This is a genomic window from Streptomyces sp. NPDC013455 (assembly GCF_040632975.1).
GTDB lineage: Bacteria > Actinomycetota > Actinomycetes > Streptomycetales > Streptomycetaceae > Streptomyces.
The window spans coordinates 158,891-175,077 of record NZ_JBEYCX010000003.1 but is presented as its reverse complement, the minus strand read 5'-3'; the positions used below and the strand labels follow the sequence as shown (position 1 = coordinate 175,077).

The 16,187-nt window shown below is 70.6% G+C and carries 11 protein-coding genes; 7 read left to right on the top strand and 4 right to left on the bottom strand.

Going from position 1 to position 16,187, the window contains the following annotated elements; genetic code table 11:
- Nucleotides 1–100: 100 nt before the first annotated feature.
- Nucleotides 101–763 carry a fasciclin domain-containing protein gene (locus ABZ576_RS07370; protein ID WP_360736994.1) on the top strand — a complete coding sequence of 221 codons (663 nt, stop codon included), beginning with the start codon at nucleotides 101–103 and terminating at the stop codon, nucleotides 761–763.
- Nucleotides 764–1,062: 299 nt separating this feature from the next.
- Here ABZ576_RS07370 and ABZ576_RS07365 read toward each other — a convergent pair whose 3' ends face one another.
- Nucleotides 1,063–1,812 carry an anti-sigma factor gene (locus ABZ576_RS07365; protein ID WP_360736991.1) on the bottom strand — a complete coding sequence of 250 codons (750 nt, stop codon included), beginning with the start codon at nucleotides 1,810–1,812 and terminating at the stop codon, nucleotides 1,063–1,065.
- Nucleotides 1,809–2,393: a sigma-70 family RNA polymerase sigma factor gene (locus tag ABZ576_RS07360; RefSeq protein WP_360736988.1), complete on the bottom strand. Its 585-nt coding sequence runs from the start codon at nucleotides 2,391–2,393 to the stop codon at nucleotides 1,809–1,811. Before ABZ576_RS07360 ends, ABZ576_RS07365 begins: the two co-directional genes overlap by 4 nt.
- Nucleotides 2,394–2,650: 257 nt before the next feature.
- On the opposite strand from ABZ576_RS07360, the gene ABZ576_RS07355 reads away from it, so the two are divergent.
- A complete protein-coding gene (locus tag ABZ576_RS07355; RefSeq protein WP_360736985.1) occupies nucleotides 2,651–3,004 on the top strand; it encodes a PadR family transcriptional regulator in 354 nt (117 codons plus the stop codon).
- Nucleotides 3,001–3,630, top strand: a complete 630-nt coding sequence (locus ABZ576_RS07350) for a hypothetical protein (RefSeq protein ID WP_360736982.1) — start codon at nucleotides 3,001–3,003, stop codon at nucleotides 3,628–3,630. The genes ABZ576_RS07355 and ABZ576_RS07350 overlap by 4 nt, the downstream gene beginning before the upstream one ends.
- Before the next feature lie 160 nt (nucleotides 3,631–3,790).
- Here ABZ576_RS07350 and ABZ576_RS07345 read toward each other — a convergent pair whose 3' ends face one another.
- Together ABZ576_RS07345 and ABZ576_RS07340 are read right to left on the bottom strand one after the other, a co-directional pair.
- Nucleotides 3,791–5,077, bottom strand: a complete 1,287-nt coding sequence (locus ABZ576_RS07345; protein WP_360736979.1) for a phytase — start codon at nucleotides 5,075–5,077, stop codon at nucleotides 3,791–3,793.
- A gap of 236 nt (nucleotides 5,078–5,313) precedes the next feature.
- Nucleotides 5,314–7,515: a M4 family metallopeptidase gene (locus tag ABZ576_RS07340; protein WP_360736976.1), complete on the bottom strand. Its 2,202-nt coding sequence runs from the start codon at nucleotides 7,513–7,515 to the stop codon at nucleotides 5,314–5,316.
- Between the two features lie 179 nt (nucleotides 7,516–7,694).
- Between ABZ576_RS07340 and ABZ576_RS07335 the strand changes: the two genes are divergently transcribed.
- The 4 genes from ABZ576_RS07335 to ABZ576_RS07320 all read left to right on the top strand — a co-directional run bounded on the left by ABZ576_RS07335 (nucleotide 7,695) and on the right by ABZ576_RS07320 (nucleotide 16,185).
- On the top strand, nucleotides 7,695–10,421 hold the full coding sequence (locus ABZ576_RS07335) for an AAA family ATPase (protein WP_360736973.1): 2,727 nt from the start codon (nucleotides 7,695–7,697) through the stop codon (nucleotides 10,419–10,421).
- 379 nt (nucleotides 10,422–10,800) lie between these two features.
- Nucleotides 10,801–13,107 (top strand): beta-L-arabinofuranosidase domain-containing protein, encoded by a 2,307-nt coding sequence (locus tag ABZ576_RS07330; RefSeq protein WP_360736970.1) that lies wholly within the window; start codon nucleotides 10,801–10,803, stop codon nucleotides 13,105–13,107.
- Between the two features lie 188 nt (nucleotides 13,108–13,295).
- Nucleotides 13,296–14,453, top strand: a complete 1,158-nt coding sequence (locus ABZ576_RS07325) for a non-reducing end alpha-L-arabinofuranosidase family hydrolase (RefSeq protein WP_360736967.1) — start codon at nucleotides 13,296–13,298, stop codon at nucleotides 14,451–14,453.
- A gap of 85 nt (nucleotides 14,454–14,538) precedes the next feature.
- Nucleotides 14,539–16,185, top strand: coding sequence for a ricin-type beta-trefoil lectin domain protein (locus tag ABZ576_RS07320; RefSeq protein WP_360736964.1), 1,647 nt, complete (start codon nucleotides 14,539–14,541; stop codon nucleotides 16,183–16,185).
- Nucleotides 16,186–16,187 lie beyond the last annotated feature (2 nt).

The following is a 16,187-nucleotide window of genomic DNA, read 5'->3' as shown; positions in this document are numbered from 1 at the left end:
ACCCGCCCCACGACAAGGGCCCCGTGCCCTTCCTGAACCACCGTTCCGCACCACCACACACGCAGCCGCATCACGCTGCACCTTCCGACAGGAGAACACGATGAACACCCGTATCCGCCGTACCGCCGGTCTCTTCGCGGCGGCCGCCGTGCTGCCCCTGGCCCTGACCGCCTGTTCCAACGACAGCAGCGACTCGGGCAAGTCCGACTCCTCGAACAGGGCATCGGCTCCGGCCACGAAGAACAGCGACGGCATGGGCGGCTCGACAGCGTCCGCGAGCTCCAGCGACCAGCCGTTCGGCCCGGCCTGTTCCACCGTGCCGAAGAACGGCGCCGGCTCCTTCGACGGCATGGCCAAGGACCCGGTCGCCACAGCCGCCTCCAACAACCCGGCGCTGTCCACGCTGGTTTCGGCGGTGCGGAAAGCCGGCCTGGTCGACACCCTCAACAACGCGCAGGGCATCACCGTGTTCGCGCCGGCCAACGACGCCTTCAAGAAGATCCCGAAGGCCACCCTGGACAAGGTCCTCGACGACAAGGCGACGCTGACGAAGATCCTCACCTACCACGTCGTCGGCCAGAAGCTCACGCCGAAGGACTTGGAGAACGGCTCCTTCGACACGCTGGAGAAGTCGAAGGTCACGACCTCCGGCTCGGGTGAGTCCTACACCGTCGGCGACTCCGCCAAGGTCGTCTGCGGCAACGTCAAGACCGCCAACGCCAACGTCTACATCATCGACACCGTCCTGATGCCCAAGAGCTGACACCACGAGCTGACACCACAGCGAGCCGAGGACGCACGCCCTGCCCGGCCGTCTTGACGGGAGCGAGTCGGGCGGCGCGCGTCCTCCTACCGGGGCATCCGCCGGGCCCTGCCGGTCGGGTGGCCGGCAGGGCCCGGCGGGTGCCCCGCGTCAGAGGGCTGGTCCGCAGACCCCAGTGGCTGCCGACCAGCCCTCCGAGCTTGCCGTTCACCCGTCCCGCGAGAAAGACACCTGCCACCGCGCCGGCACGATCAGCCGCGTGGGGAGCCCGCCCGCCGGCGGGTTCCCCACGCGCACCCTCAGGCCGGCACGCCGAGCAGGGCGACCGGCGTCGAGGTCGGCTGCTTCGATCCGCCGGTCGGCTCCACCGTGATGCCGACGCCCGAGGCCCCGTCGACCGCCCCCTGCATGAGGACCGCCTGACTGCTGCGGTCGGGGTCCAACAGACCGGCCGAGCGCATCTTCCCGCCGTCGGCGAACCACAGCTGGTACACCTTGCCTCGCGGAGGTGCGGCCATCCCTGAGGCCACGAACACGGCCTGGTCCCGGCCGGCGGAGACCACCAGCGTGCCCGCGCCGCCCGCCACCTTCACCGAACGCGACCGGGCGTCGGGCGCGGCCAGCACTCCCGCCAGGTTTTCGACGTGTCGCTGCGCCTGTGCGGCCTGGTGCTGGGCCTTCTGGGCGCGCTCGTACTGCCACACGGCGGCGCCGCCGAAGGCGGCCGCGGCGGCCACACTCGCGGCCAGTGCCCACCGGGCCGGGCCCCGTCCTCGCCGGGTGCCGCGGCGTACTCCCTCCAGCGGCACCGCACCGGGCGGAACCTGCCGCACGGTGGTGATGCGCTCCAGGACCTGCTCCCGCATGGCGGGGCGCGTGCGCACCGTGGTGGCCAGCGCCAGGCGTCCGGTGGTGGCCGTGAACTCGGCGACCTCCTGCTTGCAGGCGTCGCACTCGGCCAGGTGACGCTCGAAGGCGGCACGCTCCTCACCGTGCAGCGCGTGCACGGCGTAGGCGCCGGTCAGAGCGTGCGGATCGGTCGTGGTCATGCGGTCACCCCCAGGCAGTCGCGGAGCCGGATGAGCCCGTCGCGCAACCGGGTCTTGACCGTGCCCAGCGGCAGCGACAGTGCTTCGGCGACCTCCCGGTAGGTCAGGCCACGGTAGTAGGCGAGAGTGACCGACTGACGCTGCAGTTCGGTCAGGGTGCGCAGACAGCGCCTCACCTGCTCCCGCTCCAGCCGGGTCTCCACCTGCTCGGTCACCTCGTCATAGGCCGGCTGATGCTCCAGCAGCGCGGCCTTGGTGTCACGGGCCGCCGCGGCCTCCACGGAGCGGACCCGGTCCACGGCCCGCCGGTGGGCCAGGGTGAGGATCCAGTTGATGGCCGTGCCCCGCTCGGGCCGGTAGCGCGGGGCGGTGCGCCACACCTCCACCAGCACCTCCTGTGCCACCTCTTCCGACTGGGCCTGATCACGCAACACGGCGCGGGCGACCCCGAGGACGGAGCCGGCCACGGCGTCGTAGACCGCGGCGAAAGCCTCCTGGTCACCCAGCGCCACCTCATGGACCAGCTGTTGCAGATCAGGGCCGGCAGTCGGATTACTGCCGATGTATACAGGTTCCTTCACAATGGCTCTCCCGTGGGGACGGCAGGGGCGGAACGCCCCGTGTAATCCGAGGCCGTGCGACCTGGGGATTGGTCCCCTGCGCCGTCAAGCCTGCCGCACACCACCCTCGCGGACACCGGGGGCAACGCTCGCCATCCTCCGCGTCACAGGTCACGCCGTGCAGCAGGACCACGATCGCGGGGTGGCTCGGGTCGTCCACCGTGCGCCGGATCCGCTGTCCCGGCGCCACGACCACCCGGACCTCTGTGCTCATGCTCATGACTACTCGTAGTAGATCAATGCAGGAGCCGACCCTGCTCGTCCTCACCGCCCTGGCCGACAGGCCCCGTCACGGCTGCGCGCTGGCGCAGGAGTTGCTGACGATCTCTCAGGGCCGGGTAAGGCTGCGTACCGGGACGCTCTACGGATCTCTCGAACGTCTCCAGGAGGAAGGCATGATCGAGGTCTTCTCCGAGGAGCGCGTCGAGGGGCGGCTTCGGCGCACCTACACGCTCAGCCCCACCGGACGTGACGCCCTCGCTGCCGAGGTCCGGAAGATCACCGCCACCGCGCGCGAGGCCACCCGACGCCTCAAGCAAGCCGCCGTCGAACCTGCCGGAGCACGCGCATGACTGACGCCCAGCACTCCCCCCGTGTCCTGTCTCTCTACCCACGCCGCTATCGGGCGAGCCACGGTGCCGAGATCCTTCAGACGTACCTGGACCCCACCGAGGGAGCCTCGGCATCGGCCCGGCTGCGGGAGCAACTGGATGTCGCGGCGCACGCGGTGCGTGTCAGGACGGGCACCGGCGGCAGTCGCCCGGCCGGCCGTTTCCTGCTGACCGCGGCACCGTACGCCCTGGCGTCCGCAGGATCGATCGCCGCCACCGGACTGACTGAGGCCGTGGCACACGCCGTGCGCAGCGAGAGCACGACCGGTTTCCCTCTTCTGGGCGCAGCGGTTTCCGTGCTCGTGCTGGCGGCGGCGGCCCTGGCCTGCACGGGGCGCTGGGCGTCGGCCCGAGGGCTGGGGGCGGTGTCCCTCGTGGCCCTGCTCGGTGCGCAGCTCCGAGACCGTCGTGGCGAGCGAGGGGATGAGCCGGTCGACGCCCGAGACATCCAGCCCGATGGTGCGAGCCACCCCTTGGGCGAGCAGAAGTCGTTCTGCATGTCGACGACGATCAGTGCGGTGCGTGCGAGATCGAGGGTCGCAAACCGCGGACAACACCCGTGGACAGGCACGCAAATCGGGTCATAGCCTTCGTCCGCACCGCCGCTCCGGATGTCCGGACGAAAGGAATTCGGTGCGGCAGGGTGAAGGGCGCGGTGCCCGGTCCGGGGACGGATCCGCCTCGTCGCGGTCCGACGGCCACGACGGGCGCACGGTGTCACCACCGTGCGCCCGGGCCGTTCACCGATCAGTCGATGGCGGACACGACCTTGCCGAGATCGACGAACTTGAAGCCGGTGGCCTCGCGGTCGCCGTCACGGGGGGTCTCCTCACCGTCCTGGACGACGAGCAGGCCGTTGGGGTAGCGCGCGCCGAGCGGGGCGTTGAGAGCGGCGGCGCCGTCGCAGACCTCGGAGCCGTCGAGGGTGGTGGAGGCCGCGGCGATGCGGAAGGCGTCCTCGTACTCGTTGTCCTCGTCGCGCTCGCGGTCGTACGCGACGAAGGTGTTGTCACCCTGGCTGGAGGCGAGCAGGTAGCCGTCGCCGTCCGCCTCGGTGACCAGGGTCAGGCCCTCGACGTCGGCGCTGAGGTGGGTGCCGCCGAAGCCGGGGTCGGCGCCGGGCGCGCACTCCTCGGTCTCCTCGTCGTACGTGCCCGGGACGCCGTACTCACGGACCTTGTCGATCAGGGTCGGCGTACCGGTCAGACCCGCCTCGATGCGCCAGATGCCCACGTCCTCCTGCCCCGCGTACAGGGTGCCGTCCACGGGGTCGACGACCATGCCCTCCACCTGCGGCAGTTCGCCCGGCTCGGCGCAGGGCGTCCAGGAGGCGCCGTTGGGCAGCCGGAACGAGGAGGGCAGGTCCAGGACTCGGACCTGACGGTAGTCGACGGTGCCGGCCGGGGTGGCGATCAGCTCCAGCAGGGCGATCCGGGTGCGGTTGCGCTGGCTGACGAGGGCGTAGGAGCGGCCGGTTGCGCGGTCGGTCCAGGTGGCCAGGCCGTACGCGGTCTGCTGCTTGTTGATCTCGGCCTGGTCGGCGGAGAACACGGGCCGCACGCCCGGGTCGGTGACGTCGGTGAGCGGGCCGCCGGGCTTGTCCCGGTCGATGCGGTAGATCCGCAGGCGGTCGTTGCCGCGGTCGCTGACCACCGCGACGTCCGCACGCGCGCCGCCCAGGCGGAGCCCCTGCACCAGGTCGACGTTGTTGAAGCGACCGGGCTTGTCGTCGGCGCTCGGCCCGGCCGGCGCGGGGATCGACTGCACCTGGCGCGCATCCAGGCCGTAGACCCGCAGACCGCCCTGCTTGGCGGTCGCGATCACCAGACTGCGGCCCGGGTCGGCGGCGTTGCGCCAGATCGCCGGGTCGTCCGCGTTGGCGTTGCCGCCGGCTTCGTCGTCGAACAACGGCGCGGTCTCGGCCGCCGGCAGGACGGTGTCGATCCCGGAGGCCTGCGCCGGGAGGGCGAACGAGGTCGCCAGCGCCGTGCAGAGGACGAGCGCCGAGGCGCGGGATGCCAGATGTATTCTCACGAATATTCCTTGTATGAGCGGGTTTGCCCTGACAGGGAAGAGACTCGGGATCGCGCTTGTCATGCTCACGACTAGAAGGTGACCGGTAGGCGAACGCGGCGCGAAACCCTCGGCGCCGGGCCGGAACGCTGATCGCCGCAGTCGCCTTCGACGAGTCCACGCGCACCCGACGGCTCCCGTGGCCGGGCCACCCGAGGAGGTCCGGCCACAGGAGCACGGGAGGACGAGAGGGCCGGTCAGCCGATGGCGATGTCGTCGATCAGGAAGATCGTCGCCAGGTAGGCGTCTTCGGTACCGGCGAACTGCAGCTGCACCGTCTGGCCCTTGTAGGCGGACAGGTCGACGGTCCTCTGGACGTACCCGGAGCTCGCATGGGCGTTGGAATAGGCGGCCAGCGTGGTGCCGTTGACCTTGACCTTGAGAGTGTCGTAGGCGATGGAGCCGGACTCCTGGGTGGAGACCTTCAGCCAGAAGGTGAGCTTCGGGGTTCCGGTGGAGGGCACGGCGATGTCCGACTGGGACAGGGACTCGATGGCGGCGGTGCCGTAGCCCATCATCCAGGCGTACGAGGACCCGCCGCGCGCGGTCTGCAGAGCCGAGTTGGTGATGATGTTGTCGCTCTGGGTCCAGCCGCTGGTGCCCTGCTCGAAGCCGCCGTTGGTCAGTGCGTTGCCGCTGGGGGGCGTGGTGGACGGCGAGGGGGTGGGAGGGGTGGAGGTGGACGGCGAGGGGGCGGGGATGCCGGTGCCGGGGTCGGGCAGCGCGGTGCCGACGCCGACGGCCGCCCACGCCTTGGAGACGAGGTACCGCTCCTGGGAGTTGGTGCCGTACAGGTCGGCGGCGGCCTGCAGGGTGGCGGTGCGGGCTCCGGCGTAGCTGGTGGTGGAGGTCATGTAGGCGCTGAGCGCCCGGTACCAGACGGCGGCGGCCTTGTCCTTGCCGATGCCCGCGAAGGTGTCGTTGTTGCAGGTGGTGCCGTTGTGCGCGCGTCCGCCGATGGTCTTCGCCCCGGTGCCCTCGGCCGCCAGGTAGAAGAAGTGGTTGCCGATGCCGGAGGAGTAGTGGACGTCCACCGAGCCGGCACCGGAGGTCCAGCAGGACAGGGAGTTCCCGTCGGCGGCGGGGTTGTCCATCCGGCGCATGTAACCGCCCGGCATGTTGAGCTTCTCGCCGATGAGGTAGTCGCCTGGGTCGCCGGCGTTGTCGGCGTGGAACTCGACCATGGTGCCGAAGATGTCGCTGGTGGCCTCGTTGAGGCCGCCGGACTCGCCGGAGTAGTTGAGGCCGGCGGTGGCGGCGGTGACGCCGTGGCTCATCTCGTGGCCGGCCACGTCGATCGCGGTGACCGGGGTGTTGCCGTTCTGCGAGGAACCGTCGCCGAAGAACATGCAGAAGCAGTCGTCGTCGTAGAAGGCGTTCAGCAGGCTGGTGTCGACGTGCACGTAGGCGGGGGCGCCGCGGCCGTCGTTGCGGATGCCGGAGCGGTTGAAGGAGTCCTTGTAGTAGTCCCAGGTCTTCGCCAGGCCGTAGGAGGCGTCCGCGGCGGCGCTCTCGCGGCTGGACGTGGTGCCGTTGCCCCAGGAGTTGGTGGTCTTGGAGAAGGTCCGGGCGTTCTGCTTCGGGGCCGACTGCGGGCTGTTGTACGAGTCGTAGACGATCGTGCCGCCGTGTGCGGCGTCGGTGAGGGTGTAGCCGCTGCCGGACTGGGTGGTCTCGATGGAGACCTGGCCGACGGTGATGCCGTTGCCGGTGCCCGTGACGCTCTGGTGCAGCTCGTACTGGTCCAGCGGCGCGCCACTGGTCGCGTCGACGATCACCGCCTCCCGCGAGGCCGGACCGGTCTCGCCCTCGCCGGTGACGGTCGAGCGGTAGGCGAGGACGGGCACCTTGCCGACCGCGTACACCACCAGGGTGCTGTCCTTGCTGCCGGCCTTCGGGTTCTTCACGTGCTTGGCGTGTCTCACGGCCGCGGAAGAGGCGGCGGCCGCCGTCAGCTTCGGCGAGATGCCGGCGACCCGGATCGCGCCCTGGTGTGCCAGGTCCGAGCCGGTGATCTTGCCGTCCCTGGCGAGGTGCACCACCAGGTCACCGCCGATCACGGACAGACCGCTGTAGGTGCGGTCGTAGCGCACGTGCCGGGTGCCGTCGGCGTCGACCAGCACGTCCTTGGCCGCCAGGCGCTCGGCAGAGCCCAGGCCGAGCTCGCGGGCGGTGGCGGCCGCGTTCCGGTCGGCCGTGCGTATCGCCTCGCCGCGTGCCTCGGCCGTCATCGCCTTGAAGCCGGCACCGGGGCGGGCGGCGGAGGTGCCGGTGGCCGCGGTGGACTGGGTGGCCGCGGTGGACTGGGTGGCCGCGGTGGACTGGGTGGCCACCACGGTCACGGAGCCCAGGGCAAGGGCTGCCGCGACCGCGGCTGCCAGGGCGTTCTTGCGGTTCATCGTGGTCCTTCCGCCGAGCCGTGTCGGGGAGGTGCCGCAGGACGTCATCTGGGGTGCGGGGGGCGTTCGGCAGCAGTTGGCTCGGCTGTGGCCTTGAGGCTAGGGACGAGGGGGGCGGCCGACATCAGGGAAACCCCTTGACCTGGACCGGGCAGACCCGGCGGACGCACCATGGCCCGATGCAAGACTCTGCGATGGGGGTGAGCGCGCCTCAGGAGACGGCCGGTGCCCTGCTGCCGGGCGTGCCGGATGCCGTGGACGGAACCCGGCGGGTGGTGCTGTTCGGGCCGCCCGGAATCGGCAAGACCACAGCAGCGGGTGTCCTGGGGCGGCGGTTGGGCCTGCCGGTTCTCCGGGTGGCCCCGGGTCCGCGGGACGCCCAGGTCCCTTACACCGGCCTCCTCGAACTCGCGCTGGCTCTCCCGTCGCCACCGGCGCGGGAACTGGCGGCGGAGCTGGACGAGGCCACCGGTGAGCCGAGTTCCTCGGAGCATGCCGGGACGGCCCTGCGCCTGCGCGGTCTGACCGCTGCCCTGCTGCGGGACGCACCGCCCATGACGCTGGTGGTGGACAACGCCCAGTGGCTGGACCCGGCCAGCACGGCGGTCCTGAGCTGGGCCCTGCGCCTGGTCCCGGACCTTCCCGTCATCGTGGCCGAGCGCACCTGGCGGCCGGAGTCCGGGGTCCACTGGTGCGGGGAGGACGCGCACCCGGTGTGCATACCGGCTCTGACGCCCAGTCAGGTCGCGGCCCTGCTCGCACGGTTTCCGCTGCGCCCCCACGAGGTCGCCCGGATCCACGCGTGCAGCGGCGGTAATCCTGCCCTGGCCCTGGCGCTCGCCGACGCCGCGCCCCCTGCCGCGGACCGAGCCGGTGGAAGCGAGCCGTTCCTGCCGCCGACGGCCCGGCGGCTGGTGGGCGAGTGGCTGAACGAGGTACCGGCCCGGGTACAGGAACTGCTGACGTTCGCCGCGCTGGACGACCGGCCGGACCTCGAACTACTCGTCCGCCTCACCGGCCCGGCAGCCGAGACCCTCCTGGCACAGGCCGAGACGGCAGGACTGCTCGACGTCAGGCGGGCGGACGGGAGCATGCGGTTCACCGCCTCCGCGATCGGCACGGAACTCACGACCCGGCTGCCGGCCACCGCGCGCCGCCTTCTGCACACGCGCCTGGCCGAGGCCAGCCACGACACCCTCCGCCGCGACCGGCACACCGCGCTGGCGGCCGCCGGCACCACCGACTCCCGTACGGCCCGGCACACCGCCCGCGCCGCCGGCCACGCGAGGCTGCGCGGGGAGCACCCGTTGGCCGCCGAGCTCTCCCTCCTCGCCGCCGAACTCACCCCGCGCGAGGACACCGGACTGCTCACCGAGCGGGCCCTGACCGCCATCCGGGACGCCGCGCACTGTGGCGACCTCTCCCGCAGCCGGGCCGCGACCCGCCTCGTTCTGGAGCACGAGAAGAGGCCCGCCCCACGTGTCAACGCTCTGCTGGCCCTGCTCGACGCAAGCGGGCAGCGCCTGAACGGCGCGGACGAACTGTTCGCCGGGGCAGTTCACGAGGCCGCCGGGCGGCCGGACCTGACCGCCCGGATCCTGCTCCGCCAAGCCATCCGCGCCAACCTCAACGAAGGCGCCCCCGAACAGGCTGATGCCCTGGCCGCCCAAGCCGCCGCTCTCGCCCGGGCCGCCGGCGACACCACCACCACCGCCCTCGCTCTGACCATGCAGGCGCGCGTCCAGCGCGTCCTCGGCAGCCCCGGGGCCGATGCCACACTCGACCGCGCCCTGTGCACGCCCCGCACCACACTCGTCGCCGTCAACGCCACCCCTGAACACCTCGCCGCCCGCCACGCCCTCTTCGACGACCGCCTGCCCGACGCCCGGACGCTCCTGCTGCCCCTGCTCGTCCAGGCCCAGCGGGCCGGGGACGCCGAGGGCACCGTGGACATCCTGCGCAGCCTCGCCGAGGTGGAGATCCGAGCCGGACGCTGCGCCCAAGCCCTCGACTACGCGGCCCGCGCCCGAGCGCTGACCGACAGCTCCGGCCTGCCGTCCGGACCTGCCTGCTACACCTCCGCCCTCGTCGAGGGCACCGCCTCACGCACCGACCACGCCCTCGCCCTCGCCCGCCGCGGAGTCGACGCGTCCCGGCAGGAGGACAACCGGGTCTTCCTCTCCCGCAACCTGTTCGCCCTCGGCCACCTCCTCCTGGTCACCGGCCGCCCGAAGGAAGCCCTGCAGGCACTGGAGGAGGTACGCGCCCTGGAGGCGCTCCAGCAGGTGCGCGACCCGTCCGTCCTGCGCTGGCACGCCGAGATGGCCGAATCCCTCGTCACGCTGGGACACCTCGAACAGGCCCACGAACTGCTGACCAGCACTCGCCGGACCGCGACCGATCTCGGCAGACACTCCGTCCTCCCGTCCCTCGAACGCGTCCAGGCCCTCCTGGACGCCGCACACGGCGACTACGACACGGCCGCCCGCCGACTCACCGACGCAGCCGACCGCCTGGGCCACCTCCCGATCGAACGGGGCCGCACCCTGCTGGCGCTCAGCCACACCGAACGACGCGGACGCCGACGCGCGAGCGCCCGTGCGGCAGCACAGAGCGCCGCCGACCTCTTCACCGCCCACGAGGCGCACCCCTGGGCCGAAGCCGCCGCGGACAGCCTCAACCGGTTGGAGCGCAACCCCCCGCACGACAGCGCCCGTCCACGTCTGACCCGGGCCGAACAGCGCTGCGCCCAGCTCGCTGCCGGAGGAGCGAGCAACCGTGACATCGCCGCGGCCCTCAGCGTGAGCGTCAAGACGGTCGAGGCGACCCTCACCCGCGTCTACCGGAAACTCGGCCTGCACTCACGCGTCCAGCTCGCGCACACCGTCGGCCCCGCACGCGAGTGACCTGCGGGGGCCCCTCACGCAGCCCCTTCACCCACCACGAGGGACTGCGCGACGACCTGCCCCGCTACCTGAACCAGGACCTGCTCCTCCGGTTGCGGCCGGTGCTGCGCGCCTTAGTCGGCCCGGTTCCGCGTCTCTGACGCAACGTCAGGGGCGTGAGCCAGCCGAAACCCGCAAGTAGCCAAGTCTTCCGTGTCGCGAGACTAGACAGGAGCAACGTCCGTATCCCTTAATCCATCCCATGTATCACTCGGGAGGGCTGATCGAACCGAGATCCCAACGGATGAGCACGTGACGCGTCGGGCCCGACCGACCGCCCGACCCGTGAGTGAACGCGCCGAAGACCAAGCAGTCACCTTCCCCCACCGAGAGGTGCGAGATGTCTTCCTCCGTCAGCAGACGGCGTCTTCTGCAAGTAGTCGGGGCCACGGCCGCCGCCTCCGTCACCGGTTCGTTCGTCGACGCATCGCCCGCCCGAGCGGCCGTCCCTCCCGCAAGGGCCGACATCGGGGTGTCCGCGCATCCCTTCGCGCTCGGCCAGGTCCGGCTCACCGCGAGCCGCTGGCTGGACAACCAGGACCGTACGCGGAACTACCTGCGGTTCGTCGACGTCGACCGGCTGCTGTACAACTTCCGCGCCAACCACCGGCTGTCCACCAACGGGGCGGCAGCGAACGGCGGTTGGGACGCGCCGACGTTCCCCTTCCGCACCCACGCCCAAGGACACTTCCTCACGGCATGGGCACAGCTCTACGCCGTCACCGGGGACACCGTCTGCCGGGACAAGGCAACCCATATGGTTGCGGAGCTGGCCAAATGCCAGGCCAACAACAGTGCCGCCGGTTTCGGCGCCGGGTATCTCTCCGGTTACCCCGAGTCCGACTTCACCGCTCTCGAGCAGCGGACACTGAGCAACGGCAACGTGCCGTACTACACCATCCACAAGACCCTGGCCGGCCTGCTGGACGTGTGGCGCCACATCGGCAGCACACAAGCCCGTGACGTCCTGTTCTCCTTGGCAGGGTGGGTCGACCGGCGTACCGGCCGGCTGAGCGGCCAGCAGATGCAGGCCATGCTGCAGACGGAGTTCGGCGGCATGAACGCCGTGCTGACCGACCTCTACCAGCAGACAGGCGACGCGCGGTGGCTCACCGTCGCCCAACGGTTCGATCACGCTGCGGTGTTCGACCCGCTGGCGTCCAACCAGGACCAGCTCAGCGGACTGCACGCCAACACGCAGGTGCCCAAATGGATCGGGGCCGCACGGGAGTTCAAGGCCACCGGCACCACTCGGTACCGGGACATCGCCACCCATGCCTGGAACTTCTGTGTCGACAACCACACATATGCCATCGGCGGCAACAGCCAGGCGGAGCACTTCCGGGCCCCGAACGCCATCGCCGGCTACCTGAACAAGGACACGTGCGAAAGCTGCAACACCTTCAACATGCTCACCCTCACCCGGGAGCTGTTCGCGCTGGACCCGAATCGGGCCGCCTTGTTCGACTACTACGAGCAGGCGTGGCTGAACCAGATGATCGGCCAGCAGAACCCGGCGGACGACCACGGCCACGTCACCTACTTCACCCCGCTCAACCCCGGAGGCCGACGAGGTGTGGGCCCGGCGTGGGGCGGCGGCACGTGGAGCACCGACTACGGCACCTTCTGGTGCTGCCAGGGCACAGGCCTGGAGATGCACACCAGGTTGATGGACTCCCTCTACTACCGCAGTGACACCACGCTGATCGTGAACATGTTCGTGCCCTCGGTGCTCGACTGGTCGGAGCGCGGCATCACCGTCACCCAGACGACGACCTATCCCGTGAGCGACACCACGACCCTGCGGGTCACCGGGAGCGTCAGCGGAACCTGGTCGATGCGCATCCGCATCCCGAGCTGGACCTCCGGGGCCACCGTCAGCGTCAACGGCGCGGCGCAGAACATCACCACCACGCCCGGCAGCTACGCCACCTTGACCCGCTCCTGGACCTCCGGCGACACGGTCACCGTCCGCCTGCCCATGCGGGTCGTCATGCGAGCGGCCAACGACGACGCGAACGTCGCCGCGATCACCTACGGCCCGGTGATCCTGTCCGGCAACTACGGCGACTCCGCACTCGACTCCCTGCCGGCACTGGACACGTCCTCGATCAGACGGGCCGGCAACACGTCGCTCGCCTTCACCGCCACCGCCAACGGCTCCACCGTCAACCTCGGCCCCTTCCACGACGCACACGGCCACAACTACACCGTCTACTGGAACACCAGCAGCACCGTCCGTCTCGCCAACGCGGGCAGCGGACTCGTGCTGGGCATCCAGAACATGTCCACGGCCGACGGCGGCCGCGCTCTGCAGTGGAACGACTCGGGCACCGCCGACCACGACTGGCACATGATCCCGGACGGAAACGGGTTCCGCTTCCGCAACGCCCACAGCGGCAAGGTGCTCGGTGTCCAGGACATGTCCACGGCAGACGGCGCGACCGTCCTGCAGTGGGCGGACAACGGCACCGCCGACCACCGTTGGACGCTGCTCGACCAGGGAGACGGGACCTACAAGATCCGCAACGTGCACAGCGGCAAGTTGCTCGCGATCGCGAACAACTCCACCGCTGTCGGCGCCTTCGCGGTCCAGGACCCGGACGACGGCACCGCCGACAACCGCTGGCGTCTCGTGCGGAACTGACGCCCCCCGCAAACGGATTGTGATCACTTTCCCCACTCCCGCATGCGCGACGCTTCGACCATCGTTCGAGATAACGAACGCCAGACGTCCGCTATGGCGAACGCCGAGGTCGGGTCACAGCGCGTCAACAGTCCGGACAGCCTCGGACGGGGCCGACCGGAACCGCTCACTCGAGGAATGAGACCCCCATGCGCAGACGTGGTTCCAGCTCCAGGCATCTGTCCGTGGTGCTCGCGGCCCTGGTCGCTTCGGCGGCGGCACTCGTCGCCGACCCGGCTCAGGCGGCCACCAGCGGGGCGTTGCGCGGCGCCGGTTCCGGCCGGTGTCTCGATGTACCGAACGCCGGCCGGACGGACGGCACGAACCTGCAGATCTGGGACTGCACGGGCGGGACCAACCAGCAGTGGACGGGGCTGTCCGCGCCACCGGGCGACACGTGTGCTCTTCCGTCGGCGTACCGCTGGTCGTCGACCGGCCCGTTGGCGCAGCCGTCGAACGGCTGGGTCGCGCTGAAGGACTTCACCACCGTGCCGTACAACGGCAAGCAGCTGGTCTACGCGACCACCTCTGACGGATCGTCGTGGGGCACGATGGCGTTCCGTCCCTTCACGAACTGGTCGGACATGGCGACGGCCACGCAGACCGGGATGGGCCCGGGCTCGGCGGTGGCACCCAAACTGTTCTACTTCGCGCCCAAGAACATCTGGGTGCTGACCTCCAACGGGTGGGGTACCGCCTGGCCCTTCACCTATCGCACGTCCAGCGACCCCACCAACCCCAACGGCTGGTCCGCCCCGCAGCCGCTGTTCACCGGCAGCCTCCCCGAAGGCGGCCCGATCGACCCGACCATGATCGCCGACGACCAGAACATGTACATGTTCTTCGCCGATGACAACGGCAAGATCTACAAGTCGACCATGCCGATCGGGAACTTCCCGGGCAGCTTCGGCTCGTCGTACACGACGGTCATGAGCGACACGAAGGAGAAGCTGTTCGAGGCGCCGGAGGTCTACAAGATCAAGGGCCGGAACCAGTACCTCATGATCGTCGAGGCGATGGGTGCGAACGGCCGCTATTTCCGCTCCTTCACCGCCTCCGGCCTGAACGGTCCGTGGACACCGCAGGCCGGCAGCGAGAGCAGCCCCTTCGCCGGCAAGGCCAACAGCGGTGCCACCTGGACCAACGACATCAGCCACGGTGACCTGGTCCGCACCAACCCCGACCAGACCATGACCGTCGACCCCTGCAACCTGCAGTTCCTCTACCAGGGCAGGACCCCCGCATCGGACGGCACCGACTACCTGAAACTGCCGTACCGGCCGGGTCTCCTCACCCTGCGACGCTGACCCGCGCGCACGTGATCACACACTCCCGACCCGCCGATCAGGCCCGCGAAGCGGCTACCGCTTCGCGGGCCGGGAAGGAACCCCCATGGTTCCCCTGCACAGACGACTGCTGCGGCTCCTCACGGCGACCGCACTGACGCTGAGCGCCTGCGCCACGGCCTCCCTCGGCACGACCGCCCAGGCCGCGCCGGGCAGCCCCGCGCTCACCCCGCCGCTCGGCTGGAACAGCTGGAACAGCTTCGGATGCGGGATCACCGAGGCCCAGGTCCGCCAGGCCGCCGACGCGATGGTGTCCTCGGGCATGAAGGCCGCGGGCTACCAGTACGTCGTCGTCGACGACTGCTGGTTCGACCCCCAGCGCGACGCCGCGGGCAACCTGCGGTCCAACCCGACCAAGTTCCCCAGCGGCATGAAGGCGCTCGGGGACTACATCCACGACAAGGGCCTGAAGTTCGGCATCTACCAGGCGCCCAACGAGAAGACGTGCGCCCAGGGCGTGGGCACCTACCCCGGCTCCACCGGCAGCAAGGGTCACGAGGCCCAGGACGCGGCCACGTTCGCCTCCTGGGGCGTGGACTACCTGAAGTACGACTGGTGCTCCGGCAGCGGCACCCTCAGCGAACAGATCGCGCAGTTCACGACCATGCGCAACGCCCTGCGTGCCACCGGCCGTCCGATCGTCTACAGCATCAACCCGAACAGCTTCCACTCCCCCACCGGCGCCACCTACGACTGGGGACAGGTCGCCGACCTGTGGCGGACGACCGAGGACCTGCTCGACATCTGGCAGAACGGCAACACCAACAGCTACCCCATGGGCGTCGGCAACGTCCTGGACGTCACCGCGCCACTGGCGGCACAGTCGGGCCCGGGGCACTGGAACGACCCCGACATGCTCGTCGTCGGCCGCCCCGGTCTGTCACTGACCGAGTCCCGTTCCCACTTCGCGCTGTGGGCACTGATGGGCGCCCCGCTCATCGCGGGCAACGACATCCGCACCATGTCCGGTGACGTGAGCGCCATCCTGCGCAATGCGCGCCTACTGGCGGTGAACCAGGACTCGCTGGGCGCGGGCGGTCGCCGGGTGCGCGACGACGGCGACACCGAGGTGTTCGCCAAGCGCCTGTCCGACGGCTCGGTCGCCGTGGGCCTGTTCAACCGAGGGAGCGGCACCGCGACCATCACGGCCACGGCCGCGCAGGTCGGCCTGACCGGGGGGCCGTTCACCCTCACCGACCTGTGGACCGGCGGCACGTCGAGCACCTCCGGGCAGATCTCCGCGAGCGTCCCGGCACACGGTGTCGCCGTGTACAAGATGACCGGCGGCAGCCCGCTGGCCTCCACCACCGGGCGCCTGCGCGGTGGCGGGTCCGGCCGCTGCCTGGACGTGGACGGCGCCGCCACCGCGGCCGGGTCGAAGACGCTGCTGTGGGACTGCCACACCGCCGCCAACCAGCTCTGGACCAGCTGGGCCGGAGGCGAGATCCGCGTCTACGGCGACAAGTGCCTGGACGCCTCCGGCGGGGGTACCACCAACGGCACGCCGGTCGTCATCTGGCCGTGCAACGGCCAGGACAACCAGAAGTGGACGGTCGGCTCCGACGGGTCGGTCCGCAACGTCCGCGCCGGGCTGTGCCTCGACGCCAAGGAGGCCGGCTCCGCCAACGGGACCCCGGTCATCCTGTGGACCTGCAACGGCCAGAGCAACCAGAAGTGGACCACGCTCCCGTAACC

Excerpts from the sequence above, each read along its gene's own strand:
- ABZ576_RS07330 (WP_360736970.1), top strand. The coding sequence starts at position 10,801 with ATGTCTTCCTCCGTCAGCAGACGGCGTCTTCTGCAAGTAGTCGGGGCC.
- ABZ576_RS07340 (WP_360736976.1), bottom strand. The coding sequence starts at position 7,515 with ATGAACCGCAAGAACGCCCTGGCAGCCGCGGTCGCGGCAGCCCTTGCC.
- ABZ576_RS07370 (WP_360736994.1), top strand. The coding sequence starts at position 101 with ATGAACACCCGTATCCGCCGTACCGCCGGTCTCTTCGCGGCGGCCGCC.
- ABZ576_RS07320 (WP_360736964.1), top strand. The coding sequence starts at position 14,539 with ATGGTTCCCCTGCACAGACGACTGCTGCGGCTCCTCACGGCGACCGCA.
- ABZ576_RS07365 (WP_360736991.1), bottom strand. The coding sequence starts at position 1,812 with ATGACCACGACCGATCCGCACGCTCTGACCGGCGCCTACGCCGTGCAC.
- ABZ576_RS07355 (WP_360736985.1), top strand. The coding sequence starts at position 2,651 with ATGACTACTCGTAGTAGATCAATGCAGGAGCCGACCCTGCTCGTCCTC.
- ABZ576_RS07335 (WP_360736973.1), top strand. The coding sequence starts at position 7,695 with ATGCAAGACTCTGCGATGGGGGTGAGCGCGCCTCAGGAGACGGCCGGT.
- ABZ576_RS07350 (WP_360736982.1), top strand. The coding sequence starts at position 3,001 with ATGACTGACGCCCAGCACTCCCCCCGTGTCCTGTCTCTCTACCCACGC.
- ABZ576_RS07325 (WP_360736967.1), top strand. The coding sequence starts at position 13,296 with ATGCGCAGACGTGGTTCCAGCTCCAGGCATCTGTCCGTGGTGCTCGCG.